Genomic DNA, 15,152 nt, shown 5'->3' on the forward strand with positions numbered 1-15,152 from the left:
AGCGATGACCAAGGTTGAAACGACATTCGCGATCCGCCACGAGCCCATGCGGATCGCCGGCAAGGCGGTCGATACCGAAGGGCGGATCGAGGTGCACTATCCCTGGAACGATGCCGTCATCGGCACCGTTCCGGCCGGCAATGCCGAGCACGCCCGCAAGGCCTTCGAGATCGCGGCAAGCTACCAGCCGAAGCTGACGCGCTACGAGCGCCAGCGCATCCTCCTCAAGGCGGCCGAGCTGCTGGTCGCCCGCAAGGAGGAGGTCTCCGACCTCATCACGCTGGAACTCGGCATTTCCAAGCAGGACTCGCTCTACGAGGTGGGCCGCGCCTTCGACGTGCTGACGCTGTCCGGCCAGATGTGCATCCATGACGACGGCGAGATCTTCTCCTGCGACCTCACGCCCCATGGCAAGGCGCGCAAGATCTTCACCACCCGCGAGCCGCTGACCGCCATCTCGGCGATCACGCCCTTCAACCACCCGCTCAACATGGTGGCGCACAAGGTCGCCCCGGCGATCGCGACGAACAACTGCGTCGTCTTGAAGCCGACGGAGCTGACGCCGATGACGGCGCTCGTCTTCGCCGACATCCTCTACGAGGCCGGCCTGCCGCCGGAAATGCTCTCCGTCGTCACCGGCTGGCCGGGCGATATCGGCATGGAGATGATCACCAATCCGAACTTCGACCTCATCACCTTCACCGGCTCCGTGCCGGTCGGAAAGCTGATCGCCGCCCATGCCCAGTACAAGCGCCAGGTGCTGGAACTCGGCGGCAACGACCCGCTGATCATCCTCAACGACCTCTCCGACGACGATCTCGCGAGAGCGGCTGATTTGGCGGTTGCCGGCGCGACCAAGAATTCCGGCCAGCGCTGCACGGCGGTCAAGCGCATCCTCTGCCAGGAGCGCGTCGCCGACCGCTTCGTGCCCCTGGTGCTGGAGCGGGCGAAGAAGCTGAAGTTCGGCGATCCCATGGACCGCGCGACGGAACTCGGCACGGTCGTCCATGCCAAGGCTGCCGAGGTCTTCGAGCGCCGCGTGCACAAGGCGGCGGAAGAGGGGGCGGAGGTGCTCTACGATCCCGGCCGCAGGGGCGCCCTCCTGCCGCCGATCGTCGTCGACCGGGTTTCCCATGCAAGCGAACTGGTCATGGAGGAAACCTTCGCGCCGATCATCCCAATCGTGCGCGCGCCCGACGACGACGACGCGCTGATCGCGCTCTCCAACTCTACCGCCTTCGGCCTTTCCTCCGGTGTGTGCACCAACGACTTCCGCCGCATGCAGAAGTATATCGCGGGTCTCAAGGTCGGGACGGTGAACATCTGGGAAGTGCCGGGATACCGCATCGAGATGAGCCCCTTCGGCGGCATCAAGGATTCGGGCAACGGCTACAAGGAAGGCGTCATCGAGGCGATGAAGAGCTTTACCAACGTCAAGACCTTCTCCCTGCCATGGTGATCTGAGCAAACCCCTGCAGGATCGCCTTTCCTGGGAGCCGTTTCGCACGGCTCCCTTTTTTGTCGCCTGCCCTATGGGCAAGTGCCTGCAAATGAAGCAGATTTACTATCGTTTTTTCTTTCTGAATGATAAGAATAATAAATTTTACTTACTGAAAACCCCTGCCAGAATGCCTCTTGAAGCCGACCATACAAGGGCGACGACGAGATCGTCCACCGTGCTTCCCGGATTTTTCCAGGCCTTCAGAGGAGAATTTCAATCATGAACAAACGCATGCTTTTTTTGCTTGCCGGCGCCATGTCCGCCGTGATCCCCGCCATTGCTTTCGCTGAAACCCAGCTCACGGTCTACACCGCCGTGGAAGCCGTCGACCTCGACCGCTACAAGGCGACCTTCGAGAAGGCGCACCCCGACATCAAGATCAACTGGGTGCGCGATTCCACCGGCGTCATGACCGCAAAACTGCTCGCCGAGAAGGACAACCCGCAGGCCGACGTCGTCTGGGGCCTTGCCGCGACCTCGCTGCTCCTGCTCAAGACCGAGGGCATGCTGGAACCTTACCAGCCGAAGGGCGTCGAGGCGCTCGACACGAAGTTCGTCGACAAGGACAACCCGCCGAGCTGGGTGGGCATGGACGCCTATGTCGCCGCGCTCTGCTACAACACCGTGGAGGGCGAAAAGCTCGGCCTGACGCCGCCCACGAGCTGGGAAGACCTCACCAAGCCGGAATACAAGGGCCATATCGTGATGCCGAACCCGGCCTCGTCGGGCACGGGCTTCCTCGATGTCTCCGGCTGGATGCAGATGTGGGGCGAGGAGGAGGCCTGGGGCTTCATGGACAAGCTCCACGAGAACATCTCCGCCTATACCCATTCCGGCTCGAAGCCCTGCAAGATGGCAGGCGCAGGCGAGGCGGTGATCGGGGTCTCCTTCGAATTCCCCGGCGCCAAGGCCAAGAGCGCCGGCGCGCCGATCGACATCATCTTCCCCTCGGAAGGCTCGGGCTGGGAAGCCGAGGCGACGGCGATCATCGCCGGCACGGCGAACCTGGAGGCAGCCAAGACGCTGGTCGACTGGTCTATCACCAGGGAGGCCAACGAGATGTACAATGCCGGTTATGCCGTGGTCGCCTATCCGGGCGTCGCCAAGCAGGTCGAGCACCTGCCGACGGACATCGCCTCCAAGATGATCGACAACGACTTCGAATGGGCCGCCAACAATCGCACCGCGATCCTGAAGGAATGGCAGAAGCGCTACGACGCCAAGTCGGAGCCGAAGAGCTGATATTGATCGGCCGGGCGGGGTGCCTTTGCGCTCCGCCCATCGCATTCCCCTGAAATCCCTGCCAGCGGAGCTTGCCGATGAGACATGCCCTGTCGATCGAACCGACGCCAACGACCCTTTCCAGGGCTGCCGCACCCGCCGGTGCCGAGCCGGCTCCCTATCTGAAGATCACCGACCTGTGGAAAGCCTACGGAGATTTCGTCGCGCTGCGCGATATCTCGCTGAGCATCGCCAGAGGGGAGTTCATCTGTTTCCTCGGCCCTTCCGGCTGCGGAAAAACGACGCTGCTTCGTGCCATCGCCGGCCTCGACCTCCAGACGCAGGGCACCATCCTACAGGACGGGCGGAACATTTCCACTCTGCCGGCGTCGAGCCGCGATTACGGCATCGTCTTCCAGTCCTACGCGCTCTTCCCGAACCTCACCATCGAGCAGAACATCGCCTTCGGCCTTGAAAATACCGGCCGCTCGAAAGAGGGCGTGAAGGCGCGCGTCGACGAGCTTCTGGCAATGGTCGGTCTTTCTGCGCACGGGAAGAAGTATCCCGCCCAGCTTTCCGGCGGCCAGCAGCAGCGCATCGCGCTCGCCCGCGCCATCGCCATATCGCCGGGCCTGCTCCTGCTCGACGAGCCGCTTTCCGCGCTCGACGCCAAGGTGCGCGTGCATCTTCGCCACGAGATCAAGGCGCTGCAACGCCAGCTCGGCGTCACCACCATCATGGTGACGCACGACCAGGAGGAAGCGCTCGCCATGGCAGACCGCATCGTGGTGATGAACCACGGCGTCATCGAGCAGGTCGGCTCACCCACGGAAATCTACCGGCATCCCGAAACCCTCTTCGTCGCCGACTTCATCGGCGAGACCAACCAGTTCCCGGCGAAGGTCATCGCCGACGGCGAGGTCGAGATCGGCCATTCCGCCTTCCGCTGCTCGACGGAGGACTTTTCCGCCGGCCATGCCGCCACCGCCGTCGTACGCCCCGTCGATATCATTCCGCACGGTGCCGATGCCCACGCGGTCAACGCCGTCGATCGGCCCGCCACGCCGCAGAACCTGATCGACGCCGAGGTCCGGGAGATGGAATTCCTCGGCATGTTCTGGCGCACGCGGCTGGCTGCGCCGCGTCTCGGCGAGCGCACGCTCGTCGCCGACTTCTCGGTCAATGCCGTGCGTCGCCTCAGCATCCAGACGGGAGGCGTCATCCAGGTCGAGATCCCGCGCGAGCGCCTGCTGCTCTATCCGAGGAGCGCGTGACGATGAACATGGTCCTCGAAGCGCCCCATCTTCCCCTCACCGGCAAGCGGCTGCGGCAGGAATCCTCCCGCGACGACCGCATCAAGCTCGGCTTCATGGCCGTCATCGGCCTCTACCTGATTATCGCGCTCGGTGCGCCGCTCTTCGTCATGTTGTCGAAGTCGCTGTCGACCTACCGGTTCGACCTTGCCGCCTTCGAGTTCCAGGTCAGCGACGAGACGGGCGCGAACTGGGGGCCGGTCCTCAGCGCAGAAGCCCTGAACCGGGAACTTCGCGCCGTGACGGACGGGGAGCTGTCGACCAATTCCGACGGGCGGCTTGCGGCGACGAAGTTCTTCCCGGAATTCAGCTTCCGCAGTCCCGTGCACTATCGCATCCGCGGCACGACGGACGACGCGGCCTTCCTCGTCGGCTCGACGCTGGAAAAAGGAACGGAATGGCGCGACTACGATTCCGGCACCTTCCGGCGTGTCGTGCTGCGCCCGGCGCGCAGCCTCGGCGTCGAGAATTTCGCGACCTACTTCTCCACGCCGGCGCTCGCCCAGTCGATCTACAATTCGGTGCTGATGGCGTCGATCAGCACGATCTTCACCGTCGCCATCGCCTTCGCGCTCGCCTATGGGCTGACGCGTAGCTGCATGCCGCTGAAGGGGCTCTTCCGCGGTATCCTGACGATCCCCATCCTCGTGCCCTCGCTGCTGCCCGGCATCGCGCTCGTCTATCTCTTCGGCAACCAGGGCGTCTTCAAGGACTGGCTGATGGGCTATTCCATCTATGGTCCGATCGGTATCGTCATCGGCTCGATCTTCTTCACCCTGCCGCATGCCTTCCTGATCATCCTGACGGCGCTTTCCGTCGCGGATGCGCGGCATTACGAGGCCGCCGCCTCGCTGAAGGCCAGCAAGTGGCGCACCTTCAAGACCGTCACGGTGCCTGGCGCCCGTTTCGGTCTCGTCTCAGCCGCCTTCGTTGTCTTCACGCTGGTCATCACCGATTTCGGCCTGCCGAAGGTGATCGGCGGGCAATACGGCATGCTCGCCGTCGACATCTACAAGCAGGTGATCGGCCAGCAGAACTTCGAGATGGGCGCGGTCGTTTCCGTCATCCTGCTCGTGCCGGCCATTCTCGCCTTCGTCGTCGACCGGCGCATGCAGAAGCGGCAGGTGGCGCTGCTTTCTGCCCGCGCCGTGCCCTATGCGCCGAAGCCGAACGCCCGCATGGATGCGATCTGCTTTTCCTTCGCCTGCCTCGTCAGCCTGTTCATCCTCGGCATGATCGCCATGTGCCAGATCGCGGCCGTGGTGAAGTTCTGGCCCTATGACCTGACGCTGACGACGAAGAACTTCGCCTTCGACCTGATGGACGGCGGCGGCTGGGCGGCCTATGGCAATTCGATCCGGCTGGCCCTCCTGACGGCACTGTTCGGCTCGCTCGTCGTCTTCGCCGGCGCCTACATGGTGGAGAAGGCGGATGGCTTCCGCGTCGGCCGCGGCATCTTCCATTTTCTCGCGATGATGCCCATGGCGGTGCCCGGCATGGTGCTCGGCCTTGCCTATATCTTCTTCTTCAACAACCCGGCCAATCCGCTCAACGCCATCTACGGCACGATGACGATCCTCGTCGTCTCCACGGTGACGCATTTCTACACGGTCGCGCATCTGACGGCGCTGACCGCCCTCAAGCAGATGGATCCGGAATTCGAATCCGTCGCCGCCTCGCTGAAGCAGCCCTTCCACCGGCTGTTCTTCCGGGTCACGGTGCCGGTCTGCCTGCCGGCGATCCTCAACATCGCGATCTATCTGTTCGTCAATGCGATGACGACGGTCTCGGCTGTGGTCTTCCTCTACTCCACCGATACAAAGCTCGCCTCTGTCGCGGTGCTCAACATGGACGATGCGGGCGACATCGCGCCAGCCGCGGCCATGGGCATGATGATCTTCTACACGAATGTCGCCGCCAAGCTCATCCACGCGGCGATCGCCCGCAGCCTGCTCGCGCGGACCCAGGCCTGGCGCTGACGCGCGTTCTCGACAAGGCAGAAAGGCCCCTTCTCCGCCGCGGAGAAGGGGCCTTTCCCTTGGGAACGAGACGTCTCATGCGACGTGCCGCGCGTCCGTTGCAAGCGGTTCGCCGTCATGGCGGCGATGGGAAAGGGACCGCCGCTCCGCTTCGGCCAGGCGCGTGCGTTGCGGCGTGCAGCCATAGCGCTCGCGGTAGGTGCGGGAAAAGTGCGAGGCGGTCGAAAAGCCGCAGGCCATGGCGATTTCGATGACGGGAAGGGACGAGGTAACGAGCAGCAGGTGCGCCCGCTCCAGCCTCAGGTCGAGATAGTAGCGCGCGGGCGTGCGCCCCATCTCCCGGCGGAACAGGCGCTCCATCTGGCGGCGGGAGAGCCCGCTTGCCGGCGACATGTCGGCGAGCCGGAGCGGTTCGGAGAGATTGGCTTCCATCTGCTGCACGATGCGGATCAGCGTGGCATTGTCGATGCCGAGACGGGCCTGAAGCGGCAGGCGCTGGCGTTCACCGGCCTCCCGGCGACGCTCGCAGAGCGTGATCTCGCAGATGCGGTTGGCGATATCCCTGCCCAGCTCCCTTTCAACGATATGCAGGATCATGTCGAAGGACGCGTTGCCGCCGGCGCAGGTATGAAGGCCCGCGTCGATCTCGAATGCCGTCTGATTGGCCTTCGCCGCGAAGAAGCGTTCGGAAAAATCCGGGAAATGTTCCCAGTGCACGGCGCAGCGCCTGCCGTCGAGGAGCCCCGCCCGGGCGAGCGGATAGAGGCCGCCGGCAAGGCCGGCCAAGGCGATCCGGCTGCGCTGGCACAGCCGCAGCCAGGCCTCCAGCGCCCGGTCCGGCGCGGGTATGCCACTTCCGCCGCAGATGGCGACGAAGCGCCGCGTTCCCGACCGGTACAGCCGGTCCCGTTCCTCGGCAAGCGCGTGGTCGGCGGCAAGGCGCATTCCGCACGAGGACCGCGCCGCCCGGCCGTCGCCCGTCACGATGTACCAGTCGTAGACCGTGCGGCCGGCAACCTGATTGGCCACGCGCAGGGCTTCGAGCGCCGCGGAGAAGGCGTGCAGCGCGAAGCCGTCGAGCAGATAGAAGGTGAAACGGCTGCCGTCCGTGTACGCCTGTTGCATTGTCTCCTCCTGATCTTGAAAAGCCGTCTTTGGGCAGAATGGAAAAAATAATTACATAATGCAACATTAAAGGACATTGTGCGGCACACTTTGTGGAACTTGATCTTCAAAATCCCATGACATGCCTCGGCATCAGCCGCGCTGAGTAGCGAATTTCACGCCCAGCTTGTCAAAGCGACAAAAATGATCGCAGATATCGCCATGTCAGACTCTCAGAACGCCCGCGCCCTTGCTCCCCGCCGCCATGCTGAAATCCTGCGCCGTCTCGCTGCGGACGGCACGGTCGGCATTACCGAACTCGCCGATTTTTTCGACGTGTCGCGGCAGACGATCCGGCGCGACCTGAAGCTCCTCGCCGAGCGCGGCCAGCTCGATCTCGTGCATGGCGGGGCAACACTCTTCGAACCCATCGAGGCCGCCTTCACCGAGCGGCGCGAAGAAAATGCGGGGGCGAAGGCGGCGATCGGCCGCGCGGCCGCGGGGCTCGTGCGCGACGGCATGGTGGTCTTTCTCGATTCCGGCACCACGACTCTCGCGGTGGCGCAGGCCCTGTCCGAACGGAAAAACCTCACGATTTGCACCACTTCCCTTTCCATTGCGCTTCTCATGTGCCGGCAGCCCCAGGTGCGGGTGCATATGCTGGGCGGCGAGATCGACCCGGATGAAGAGGCGGCCGTCGGCATCGATGCGCTGGAGGCGATCCGTCATTTCCGGGTCGATGTCGCCTTTCTCGGCGGCGGCGGGCTCTCGCCGGACGGGGAGGTGACGGACTTCACGCGCAGCGGCGCGGAACAGCGCTCCCGCATGGCGGGCACGGCCGCGAAGGCCTATTTCGTGCTCGACAGCTCGAAGTTCGGCCGGCTGACGCCCCTTCGCATCCCGCGCTTCGAACAGGCTGCCGGCGTGATCGTCGACCGGCGTCCACCGGAGGCGATCTGCGAGGCGCTGGAACGGAGAGGACCGGTCGTGATCGTCGCGACGTGATGAAATGTAATTTTTTGTAACTTTTTGTCTTGTTCTTTGGTGGCGTTTTGTTACCGTGCGGCCTTCCATGGTTTCGGGAGGTCGTTTCATGGCGCAGGAATTTCCAACACAGGCACAGGTCGTCATCGTCGGCGGCGGCATCATCGGCTGCTCGGTGGCCTATCATCTGACGAAGCTCGGCTGGCAGGACGTGGTCCTCTTGGAGCAGGGGCAGCTCAGCGGCGGAACCACCTGGCATGCCGCCGGTCTCGTCGGCCAGCTTCGCAGCCATGCCAACATGACCAGCCTCATCAAATACTCGACCCAACTCTACAGCGAGCTGGAGGCCGAGACGGGTCTTGCCACCGGTTGGAAGAATTGCGGCTCGCTTTCCGTCGCGCGCACGGCCGAGCGTATGACGGTGCTGAAGCGCACGGCCGCTTCCGCGCGCGCCCAGGGCGTCGCGATCGAGGTGATATCGCCGAAGGAGGCGCAGGACCTCTGGCCGGTCATGGCGATCGACGATCTCGTCGGCGCCGTGTGGCTGCCCGGAGACGGCAAGGCCAACCCCACGGACCTCACGCAGTCGCTCGCCAAGGGCGCACGCAGCCGGGGGGCGCGCATCTTCGAACGTGTGCGGGTCACCGGCATTTCCGTCGCCAACGGCACGGTCACGGGCGTGGAGACGGACCGCGGCGCGATTTCCGCCCAGGTCGTGGTCAATTGCGCCGGGCAATGGGCGCGCAAGGTGGGCCAGATGTGCGGCGTCTCGGTGCCGCTTCACTCGGCCGAGCATATGTATATCGTCACCGGGCGTATCGAGGGCGTGCATCCGGACCTGCCGGTGATGCGCGACCCCGACGGCTATATCTATTTCAAGGAAGAGGTCGGCGGTCTCGTCATGGGCGGCTTCGAGCCGGAGGCCAAGCCGTGGGGTATGACGGGCATTCCCGATGATTTCGAGTTCGCCCTTCTGCCCGACGACTGGGACCAATTCGAGATCCTCATGCAGAGCGCGCTTCAGCGCGTCCCGCAGCTTGCCACCTCGGAGGTCAAGAAGTTCTACAACGGTCCGGAGAGTTTCACGCCGGACAACAACTTCATCCTCGGCGAGGCGCCGGAGCTGAAGAACTTCTATGTCGGCGCCGGCTTCAACTCCATGGGGATTGCAAGTGCCGGCGGTGCCGGGCGGGCGCTTGCGGAATGGATCGTCAACGGCGCGCCGACCATGGACCTCTGGCCCGTCGACATCCGGCGCTTTGCAGGCTTCAACAACAATCCGCGCTGGCTGCACGACCGCGTCAAGGAAACGCTCGGCTTGCACTATGTGATGCCCTGGCCGAACCGCGAGCTGGATACGGCGCGGCCCTTCCGTCGGTCTCCGCTTTATGACCGGCTGGCTGCCAAACGCGCCTGCTTCGGTTCGAAAATGGGCTGGGAGCGCGCCAACTGGTTTGCCGCGGAGGGCGAGCGGCCGGTGACCGAGTACGCCTTCGGCCGACAGAACTGGCACGAAGCGGTGAAACGCGAAATGAAGGCGACACGCGAGGCGGCAGGCCTCTTCGACCAGACCTCCTTTGCCAAGCTGCTCGTGCAGGGCCGCGATGCCGCGATGGCGTTGGACCGTATCTGCGCCGCAAGGATCGATGTGGAGGTCGGTCGCTCCATCTATACCGGCATGCTGAACGAGCGCGGCGGTTATGAAAGCGACCTGACGTTGATGCGGCTTGCCACCGAGCGTTTCCTCATCATCACCGGCTCGGCGCAGGCCGTCCACGATGCGGACTGGATTCGCAAGAACATCCCTGCCGATGCCCATGTCACGCTGACCGACGTCACGTCTTCCTATGCCGTGCTGGCGCTGATGGGGCCGAGATCGCGTGATATCCTCGGTCGGCTTACCTCTGTCGATCTTTCCAGCGAAAGCTTTCCCTTCGCCACCAACCGCGAGATCGACATCGGTTATGCCACCGCCTATGCCAACCGCATGACCTATGTGGGCGAACTTGGCTGGGAGCTGATCGTGCCGACGGAATTCGCGGTCGGCGTCTATGAGGCGCTGCATGCGGCGGGGGCCGATCTCGGGCTTGTCGATTGCGGCTACTATGCGCTGGAAGCGCTGCGCCTGGAGAAAGGCTATCGGGCCTGGAGCCGCGAGCTGACGCCGGACATAACGCCTTACGAGGCGGGCCTTGCCTTCGCGGTCGCCCTCGACAAGCCCGGCGGCTTCATCGGCCGCGACGCCCTCGTCGCCGCGAAGGCGAAAGGTGTGCTCAACCGGCGCATCGTGCAGTTCACCGTGGAGGATTCCGGGCCCATGCTCTGGGGCGGCGAGCTGATCCTGCGCGATGGGCAGCCGGTCGGCGAGATCCGCTCGGCGGCCTATGGCCACACGCTGGGCTGCTCCGTCGCCCTCGCGCTTCTCGAAAGTCCGGCCGGAGTGGACCGCGCCTTTCTGGAAACTGGCCGCTTCGAGGTCGAGCTTGCTGGCGAGCGCTTCCCTGTCGCGGCGCATCTTTCGCCGGCCTACGATCCCGGAAGCCTGAGAGTGAAGGCATAACGGGCGTGAAATTGCCGTCAGGCCGCATCCCTCGATGGAGGAGGGATGCGGCCCTCATCGCCATGAAGGATGGCATCGACGATCCTGTCTTCTTCTGCCGCAGGCCTTGGCGACTGCCGTAGGCCATCTTGGTGATGCGCGCCGTTCGTGGCCGCTGAAAATCATCCCGCGCCCGTTCGCTGGGAATGACCGCAGGAGAGCCCTTCTCGTGGATATCTCTTGCGACGATATGGGTGTAGGATGGGGCATGAGTGAAGCTCGGACTTTATTCGAAGTTCTGCGCCAGTCGGTGACGCCTGGGGTTGTCGATGCGTTCGAACGGCTTGTTCGGGATGCACCGGATCGCAAGCTTTGCCGCATAAACGCGCTCGCCTTTGCCGCGGCCGAGGGGCTTGGCGAGGAAGAGGTGATCGCGGGCTTCATGCAGGCCACCCGGCTCGGCATTTTCGACCTGTTCTGGAACGTGCTGTGCCCGGGATGCGGCGGGGTGCTCGATGCCGGCACGTCGCTGAAGAGCGTGCAGAGCACGGAATATACCTGCGCGCTCTGTGCCGCCGGGTATGAGCCGACGCTCGACGAGATGGTCGAGGTGACGTTCACGATCAGCCCGCGCGTGCGCCATATCGCGGCCCACAATCCGCACGAATTGCCGCCGAGCGAATATTTCCGACAGGTCTATTGGGGCTCCGGCCTCGACCTGCCGGAGGAGGGCTATGACGAGAAGGTCGACGAGTTCGTGCTCGAAGCGCTGGAGCTGCCGCCCGGCGAGAAGGCGGTCATCGCGCTGCAACTGCCGGCGGAATTCGTCATCGTCTTCGAGCCCGTGACGCATGCGGCGCAATTTCTCGACGTCCGCGGGGAGCCGACGAAGGAGCGGCGCAACCTGACCCTGGTCTTCGACCGCACGCATCGCCACAACGAGACGCTGGTGCTGCAACCGGGGCCTCTGCGCATCCAGATGGAGAACCATGTCGATGTGCGCACGCTGCCGTCGGTCTGTGTCGCCAACGAGGCGCTGCATGCCCTGCTCGGCCGCCGCCGTCCTTTCCTCACGGCCAAGCGCCTGCTCTCCAACCAGACGTTTCGCGATCTCTATCGTACCGACACGCTCGACATCGACCAGCGGCTGAAGATCACCAGCCTCACCTTCCTGTTCACCGACCTGCGCGGCTCGACGGAACTCTACGAGCGGGTCGGTGATCTCGCGGCCTTCGATCTGGTCAGGACGCATTTCAAGGTTCTCAGCGAGATCGTCGCCGCCGAGGCCGGTGCGGTCGTCAAGACCATCGGCGATGCGGTCATGGCGACCTTTCCCACGCCGGACCGGGCAGTGGCGGCGGCCATGCGCATCCGCGATGCCATGCGCGCCTTGAACGATACGCGCGGCAGCGAGGACCTGCTGCTGAAGATCGGCATTCACGAGGGCCCCTGCATCGCGGTCAATCTCAACGAGCGGCAGGATTATTTCGGCCAGACGGTCAACATCGCCTCCCGTGTCCAGCATCTCGCGACCTCGCTGGAGATCTTCGCCACCGGCTCGGTGCTGCAGGACCCCCGCGCCTCCGACCTGCTGTCGCACCGGGGCGTGAGCCCCGTCGCGCACAATGTCACCCTTCGCGGCATTGCCAGCGAGATCAGCATTTTTGCCATTCCCTGACGCCAACGGATTGTCGCTACTCGTTTTTCTCCGGCTTTCCCGGATCCGGATCGGTGAACGCCGCCCCCATGCCGAAAGGCGTTGGTCGAGGCGATCTGGTAACCATATCTTCAAGAGATCGTCGCACTGTCTCGCGCAGGAGACAGGTGATGGCGAAGACGGCGGGCAGGCGGAAGAAACGGGCAGGATCCAAGCGGGCGGCGCCGGCGCGGCGCGGCGGCATGGCGCATTGGTATGTGCTGGGCGCGGCGGTGGTCGGCGGCATTCTCTATCTGGACAATCGCCTGCCGGGACCGGAAACGCCGGCGACGGCGATCAGGACCGCCTCGATCGAACGCAAGGAAAAGACGGTCGAGCGCGAGGCCGTGCTGGCGCGGCCGAAGCAGCGGCCAGCCGAAAAGGCCGTGGAGCAGGCCCTGCCGATGCCGGAAAAGCTGCCGGCATTTTCGGGAAAATGGTTCATCTGCACGACGCAGACCGACTACTGCGTGCTCGACGGCAGCACCATCCTCTATGCCGGCCGCAAGGTGCGGCTCGCCGATGTCGACACGCCGGCGATCGCGGAGGCGCGCTGCGATGCGGAGCGCCTGCGCGGGGGGGATGCGAAGCTCCGGCTGCGCGAGATTCTCAACGAGGGCGACGTCACGCTGGTGGCGAAAGGCGGAGTGTCCGGAAAGGCCGGGGCGGCGCCGTATCTCGTGCTGCGCGGCGGCCAGTCGGTCGGCCAGCAACTGGTCAAGGAAGGGCTTGCGAGGCCCTGGACGGGCAAGCACCAATCCTGGTGCGGTTGACGGATTCGTCCTTGCGCAACCTGTGCCTTTCCGGCACAAGCCAGACGCAAGCCTGCGTTCCTATGCTTTCCGTTAACCGGGATGGTGCCGGCTGGAAAGGGACAATGACATGTCGAACGACCTCGAGCGTTACAGCGATCCGGACAATGCAACGGTCGCGCTCTTCCTCCTTGAAAACGACATGGACGAGCTGACGGATATCCTCGTGGCCGCGCTGGACGAAGCCTTCCGCATTCTCGGCGACGAAGCCCCGCCCGCGACGGTGCACTGATCGCCGACACGAAAGAGGGGCCCTTGAGGCCCCTCTCGCTTTTCAGGCTCTCCGGAAAATGACTTACCCTGCGGCGACGACCTGGCGCTGCACGCCGAGGCCTGCGATGGAGACTTCCATGCGGTCGCCGGGTTTCAGGTAGCGCGGCGGCTTCATGCCCATGCCGACGCCGGGGGGCGTGCCCGTGGTAATGACGTCGCCGGGCTCCAGCGCCATGAACTGCGAGATGTAGTGCACGAGGAAGGGCACCTTGAAGACCATGGTGCTTGACGAGCCGTTCTGCACCAGTTCGCCGTTGACGCTGAGCGTCATGGCGAGATCGGCGGTATCCACCTCGTCGGTCGTCACCAGCCAGGGGCCGATCGGGCCGAAGGTCGGGCATCCCTTGCCCTTGGTCCACTGGCCGCCGCGCTCGATCTGGTAGGCGCGTTCGGAAATGTCGTTGCAGACGCAATAGCCGGCGACATAGTTGAGGGCATCGGCCTCCGAGACGTAGGAGGCGTGCTCGCCGATGACGACGGCAAGCTCCACTTCCCAGTCGGTCTTTTCCGAGCCGCGCGGGATGAGGATCGTGTCGTCGGGGCCGACGATGCAGGAGGGGGCCTTGTTGAAGAGCACCGGCTCGCTCGGCACGGCCATGCCGCTTTCGGCCGCATGGTCCGCATAGTTGAGGCCGACGGCGATGAAATTGCCGACGCGGCCGACGCAGGCGCCGAAGCGGCTGCCTTCCGGCGCGAGCGGCAGGCTCTTCGGATCGATGGCGGCAAGGCGCTTCAGGCCCTCGCGGCCGAGAACGTCGCCGGCAATATCCGGCACCACGCCGGAAAGGTCGCGGACCTTGCCGTCCGCGTCGATCAGTCCGGGCTTTTCCGCGCCCGCCGCGCCAAAGCGCACCAGCTTCATGAGAACCTCCGTTGGGTGTCACCGATTTCGGTTGCGCGCACCATTCCCTTGGTTTTACATCAAGTCAACGATTTTCGAAAATCCTCCAATTTTATAAATTCGGCGGGGCGTGATGGAGCAGAAGAAGGCAGGCGGGCGCACCCTGGCGGGCGATGCCTATGAGGCGATCCGGCAGGCGATCCGCACGGGCGCGGTCAAGCCCGGCGACCGGCTGCGCTTTGCCGATCTCCAGGCGCTGTGCGGCATGAGCGTGACGCCGGTGCGCGAGGCGCTGGCCCGGCTGACGGCGGAGGGGTTCACGGTGCTGGACGATCACCGCGGCTACAGCGTCGCAAGCCTCTCGCTCGCGGAACTGCGCGACATCACGGCAACGCGGCAGCTCTGCGAGGGCGAGGCGCTGCGGCTTTCGGTGTTGCGGGGGGACGCCGACTGGGAGGGAAGGGTGATCGCCGCCCATCACCTGATGGCGCGCATCCCGCAGGCGCGCGAGGATATTCCCTCGGCGATGCGCGAGGACTGGGAGGCCCGCCATTCGGTTTTTCACGCCGCGCTCATCTCGGCCTGCGGCTCGCCGAGCCTCCTGGAGATCTGCGGCAAGCTGTTTTCGCGTGCCGACCGGTACAGACGCCTCTCCGTCAGCCTCGTCGGTGCCACGCGGGATGTGACCGGAGAGCATCGGCGGCTGATGGAGCTTGCCCTCGCGCGGGACGCCGAGGGCGCCGCCGCGGCGCTGCGCGACCACTATGGCAGGACGGCGGCGGCGCTTGAAGGTTTTTTCACGACCTAGAGCCCATTTCGGCGCCGGCCGGAACGTTCTGCCTTCAAGGCAGCGGAACAAAAAAGGGGGGCGGCAGACCTGTGCCTGCCG

At 64.6% G+C, this 15,152-nt stretch carries 12 protein-coding genes; 10 read left to right on the plus strand and 2 right to left on the minus strand.

What is annotated here, in order from left to right; genetic code table 11:
• Window positions 1–4 precede the first annotated feature (4 nt).
• The 4 genes from phnY (at window position 5) to EV665_RS22250 (ending at window position 6,014) form a co-directional block, all read left to right on the plus strand.
• Window positions 5–1,459: a phosphonoacetaldehyde dehydrogenase gene (gene phnY, locus EV665_RS22235; RefSeq protein ID WP_133035738.1), complete on the plus strand. Its 1,455-nt coding sequence runs from the start codon at window positions 5–7 to the stop codon at window positions 1,457–1,459.
• A gap of 261 nt (window positions 1,460–1,720) precedes the next feature.
• A complete protein-coding gene (locus EV665_RS22240) occupies window positions 1,721–2,743 on the plus strand; it encodes a putative 2-aminoethylphosphonate ABC transporter substrate-binding protein (protein WP_133035739.1) in 1,023 nt (340 codons plus the stop codon).
• Window positions 2,744–2,820: 77 nt separating this feature from the next.
• Entirely contained in the window at window positions 2,821–3,996 is a 1,176-nt protein-coding gene (locus EV665_RS22245; protein ID WP_064331044.1) for a putative 2-aminoethylphosphonate ABC transporter ATP-binding protein, read from the plus strand.
• A gap of 8 nt (window positions 3,997–4,004) precedes the next feature.
• Entirely contained in the window at window positions 4,005–6,014 is a 2,010-nt protein-coding gene (locus EV665_RS22250; protein WP_133035810.1) for a putative 2-aminoethylphosphonate ABC transporter permease subunit, read from the plus strand.
• Window positions 6,015–6,089: 75 nt separating this feature from the next.
• Here the strand turns inward: EV665_RS22250 and EV665_RS22255 are convergent, their stop codons facing one another.
• Window positions 6,090–7,139, minus strand: coding sequence for a GlxA family transcriptional regulator (locus EV665_RS22255; RefSeq protein ID WP_133035740.1), 1,050 nt, complete (start codon window positions 7,137–7,139; stop codon window positions 6,090–6,092).
• 201 nt (window positions 7,140–7,340) lie between these two features.
• Here EV665_RS22255 and EV665_RS22260 point away from each other — a divergent pair, with 201 nt between their 5' ends.
• The 5 genes from EV665_RS22260 (at window position 7,341) to EV665_RS32415 (ending at window position 13,381) form a co-directional block, all read left to right on the plus strand.
• A complete protein-coding gene (locus EV665_RS22260) occupies window positions 7,341–8,123 on the plus strand; it encodes a DeoR/GlpR family DNA-binding transcription regulator (RefSeq protein WP_064332617.1) in 783 nt (260 codons plus the stop codon).
• 88 nt (window positions 8,124–8,211) lie between these two features.
• The gene (locus EV665_RS22265) at window positions 8,212–10,662 is read left to right on the plus strand and encodes a GcvT family protein (protein ID WP_133035742.1); all 2,451 of its coding nucleotides are present in this window, start codon (window positions 8,212–8,214) and stop codon (window positions 10,660–10,662) included.
• Window positions 10,663–10,909: 247 nt separating this feature from the next.
• Window positions 10,910–12,319: an adenylate/guanylate cyclase domain-containing protein gene (locus EV665_RS22270; RefSeq protein ID WP_064331042.1), complete on the plus strand. Its 1,410-nt coding sequence runs from the start codon at window positions 10,910–10,912 to the stop codon at window positions 12,317–12,319.
• 149 nt (window positions 12,320–12,468) lie between these two features.
• Window positions 12,469–13,110, plus strand: coding sequence for a thermonuclease family protein (locus EV665_RS22275; RefSeq protein ID WP_133035743.1), 642 nt, complete (start codon window positions 12,469–12,471; stop codon window positions 13,108–13,110).
• A 109-nt stretch (window positions 13,111–13,219) separates the two neighbouring features.
• The gene (locus EV665_RS32415; protein ID WP_162853132.1) at window positions 13,220–13,381 is read left to right on the plus strand and encodes a hypothetical protein; all 162 of its coding nucleotides are present in this window, start codon (window positions 13,220–13,222) and stop codon (window positions 13,379–13,381) included.
• Window positions 13,382–13,444: 63 nt separating this feature from the next.
• On the opposite strand, the gene EV665_RS22280 is transcribed toward EV665_RS32415, so the two are convergent.
• Complete coding sequence (locus tag EV665_RS22280) at window positions 13,445–14,284, minus strand: fumarylacetoacetate hydrolase family protein (protein WP_133035744.1); 840 nt, start codon at window positions 14,282–14,284, stop codon at window positions 13,445–13,447.
• Window positions 14,285–14,396: 112 nt separating this feature from the next.
• Here EV665_RS22280 and EV665_RS22285 point away from each other — a divergent pair, with 112 nt between their 5' ends.
• Window positions 14,397–15,071 carry a GntR family transcriptional regulator gene (locus tag EV665_RS22285; RefSeq protein WP_133035745.1) on the plus strand — a complete coding sequence of 225 codons (675 nt, stop codon included), beginning with the start codon at window positions 14,397–14,399 and terminating at the stop codon, window positions 15,069–15,071.
• Window positions 15,072–15,152: the final 81 nt, after the last annotated feature.

This window comes from Shinella granuli (assembly GCF_004341885.1).
Classification (GTDB): Bacteria; Pseudomonadota; Alphaproteobacteria; order Rhizobiales; family Rhizobiaceae; genus Shinella; species Shinella granuli.

Excerpts from the sequence above, each read along its gene's own strand:
- phnY (WP_133035738.1), top strand. The coding sequence starts at position 5 with ATGACCAAGGTTGAAACGACATTCGCGATCCGCCACGAGCCCATGCGG.
- EV665_RS22240 (WP_133035739.1), top strand. The coding sequence starts at position 1,721 with ATGAACAAACGCATGCTTTTTTTGCTTGCCGGCGCCATGTCCGCCGTG.
- EV665_RS22245 (WP_064331044.1), top strand. The coding sequence starts at position 2,821 with ATGAGACATGCCCTGTCGATCGAACCGACGCCAACGACCCTTTCCAGG.
- EV665_RS22250 (WP_133035810.1), top strand. The coding sequence starts at position 4,005 with ATGGTCCTCGAAGCGCCCCATCTTCCCCTCACCGGCAAGCGGCTGCGG.
- EV665_RS22255 (WP_133035740.1), bottom strand. The coding sequence starts at position 7,139 with ATGCAACAGGCGTACACGGACGGCAGCCGTTTCACCTTCTATCTGCTC.
- EV665_RS22260 (WP_064332617.1), top strand. The coding sequence starts at position 7,341 with ATGTCAGACTCTCAGAACGCCCGCGCCCTTGCTCCCCGCCGCCATGCT.
- EV665_RS22265 (WP_133035742.1), top strand. The coding sequence starts at position 8,212 with ATGGCGCAGGAATTTCCAACACAGGCACAGGTCGTCATCGTCGGCGGC.
- EV665_RS22270 (WP_064331042.1), top strand. The coding sequence starts at position 10,910 with ATGAGTGAAGCTCGGACTTTATTCGAAGTTCTGCGCCAGTCGGTGACG.
- EV665_RS22275 (WP_133035743.1), top strand. The coding sequence starts at position 12,469 with ATGGCGAAGACGGCGGGCAGGCGGAAGAAACGGGCAGGATCCAAGCGG.
- EV665_RS32415 (WP_162853132.1), top strand. The coding sequence starts at position 13,220 with ATGTCGAACGACCTCGAGCGTTACAGCGATCCGGACAATGCAACGGTC.
- EV665_RS22280 (WP_133035744.1), bottom strand. The coding sequence starts at position 14,284 with ATGAAGCTGGTGCGCTTTGGCGCGGCGGGCGCGGAAAAGCCCGGACTG.
- EV665_RS22285 (WP_133035745.1), top strand. The coding sequence starts at position 14,397 with ATGGAGCAGAAGAAGGCAGGCGGGCGCACCCTGGCGGGCGATGCCTAT.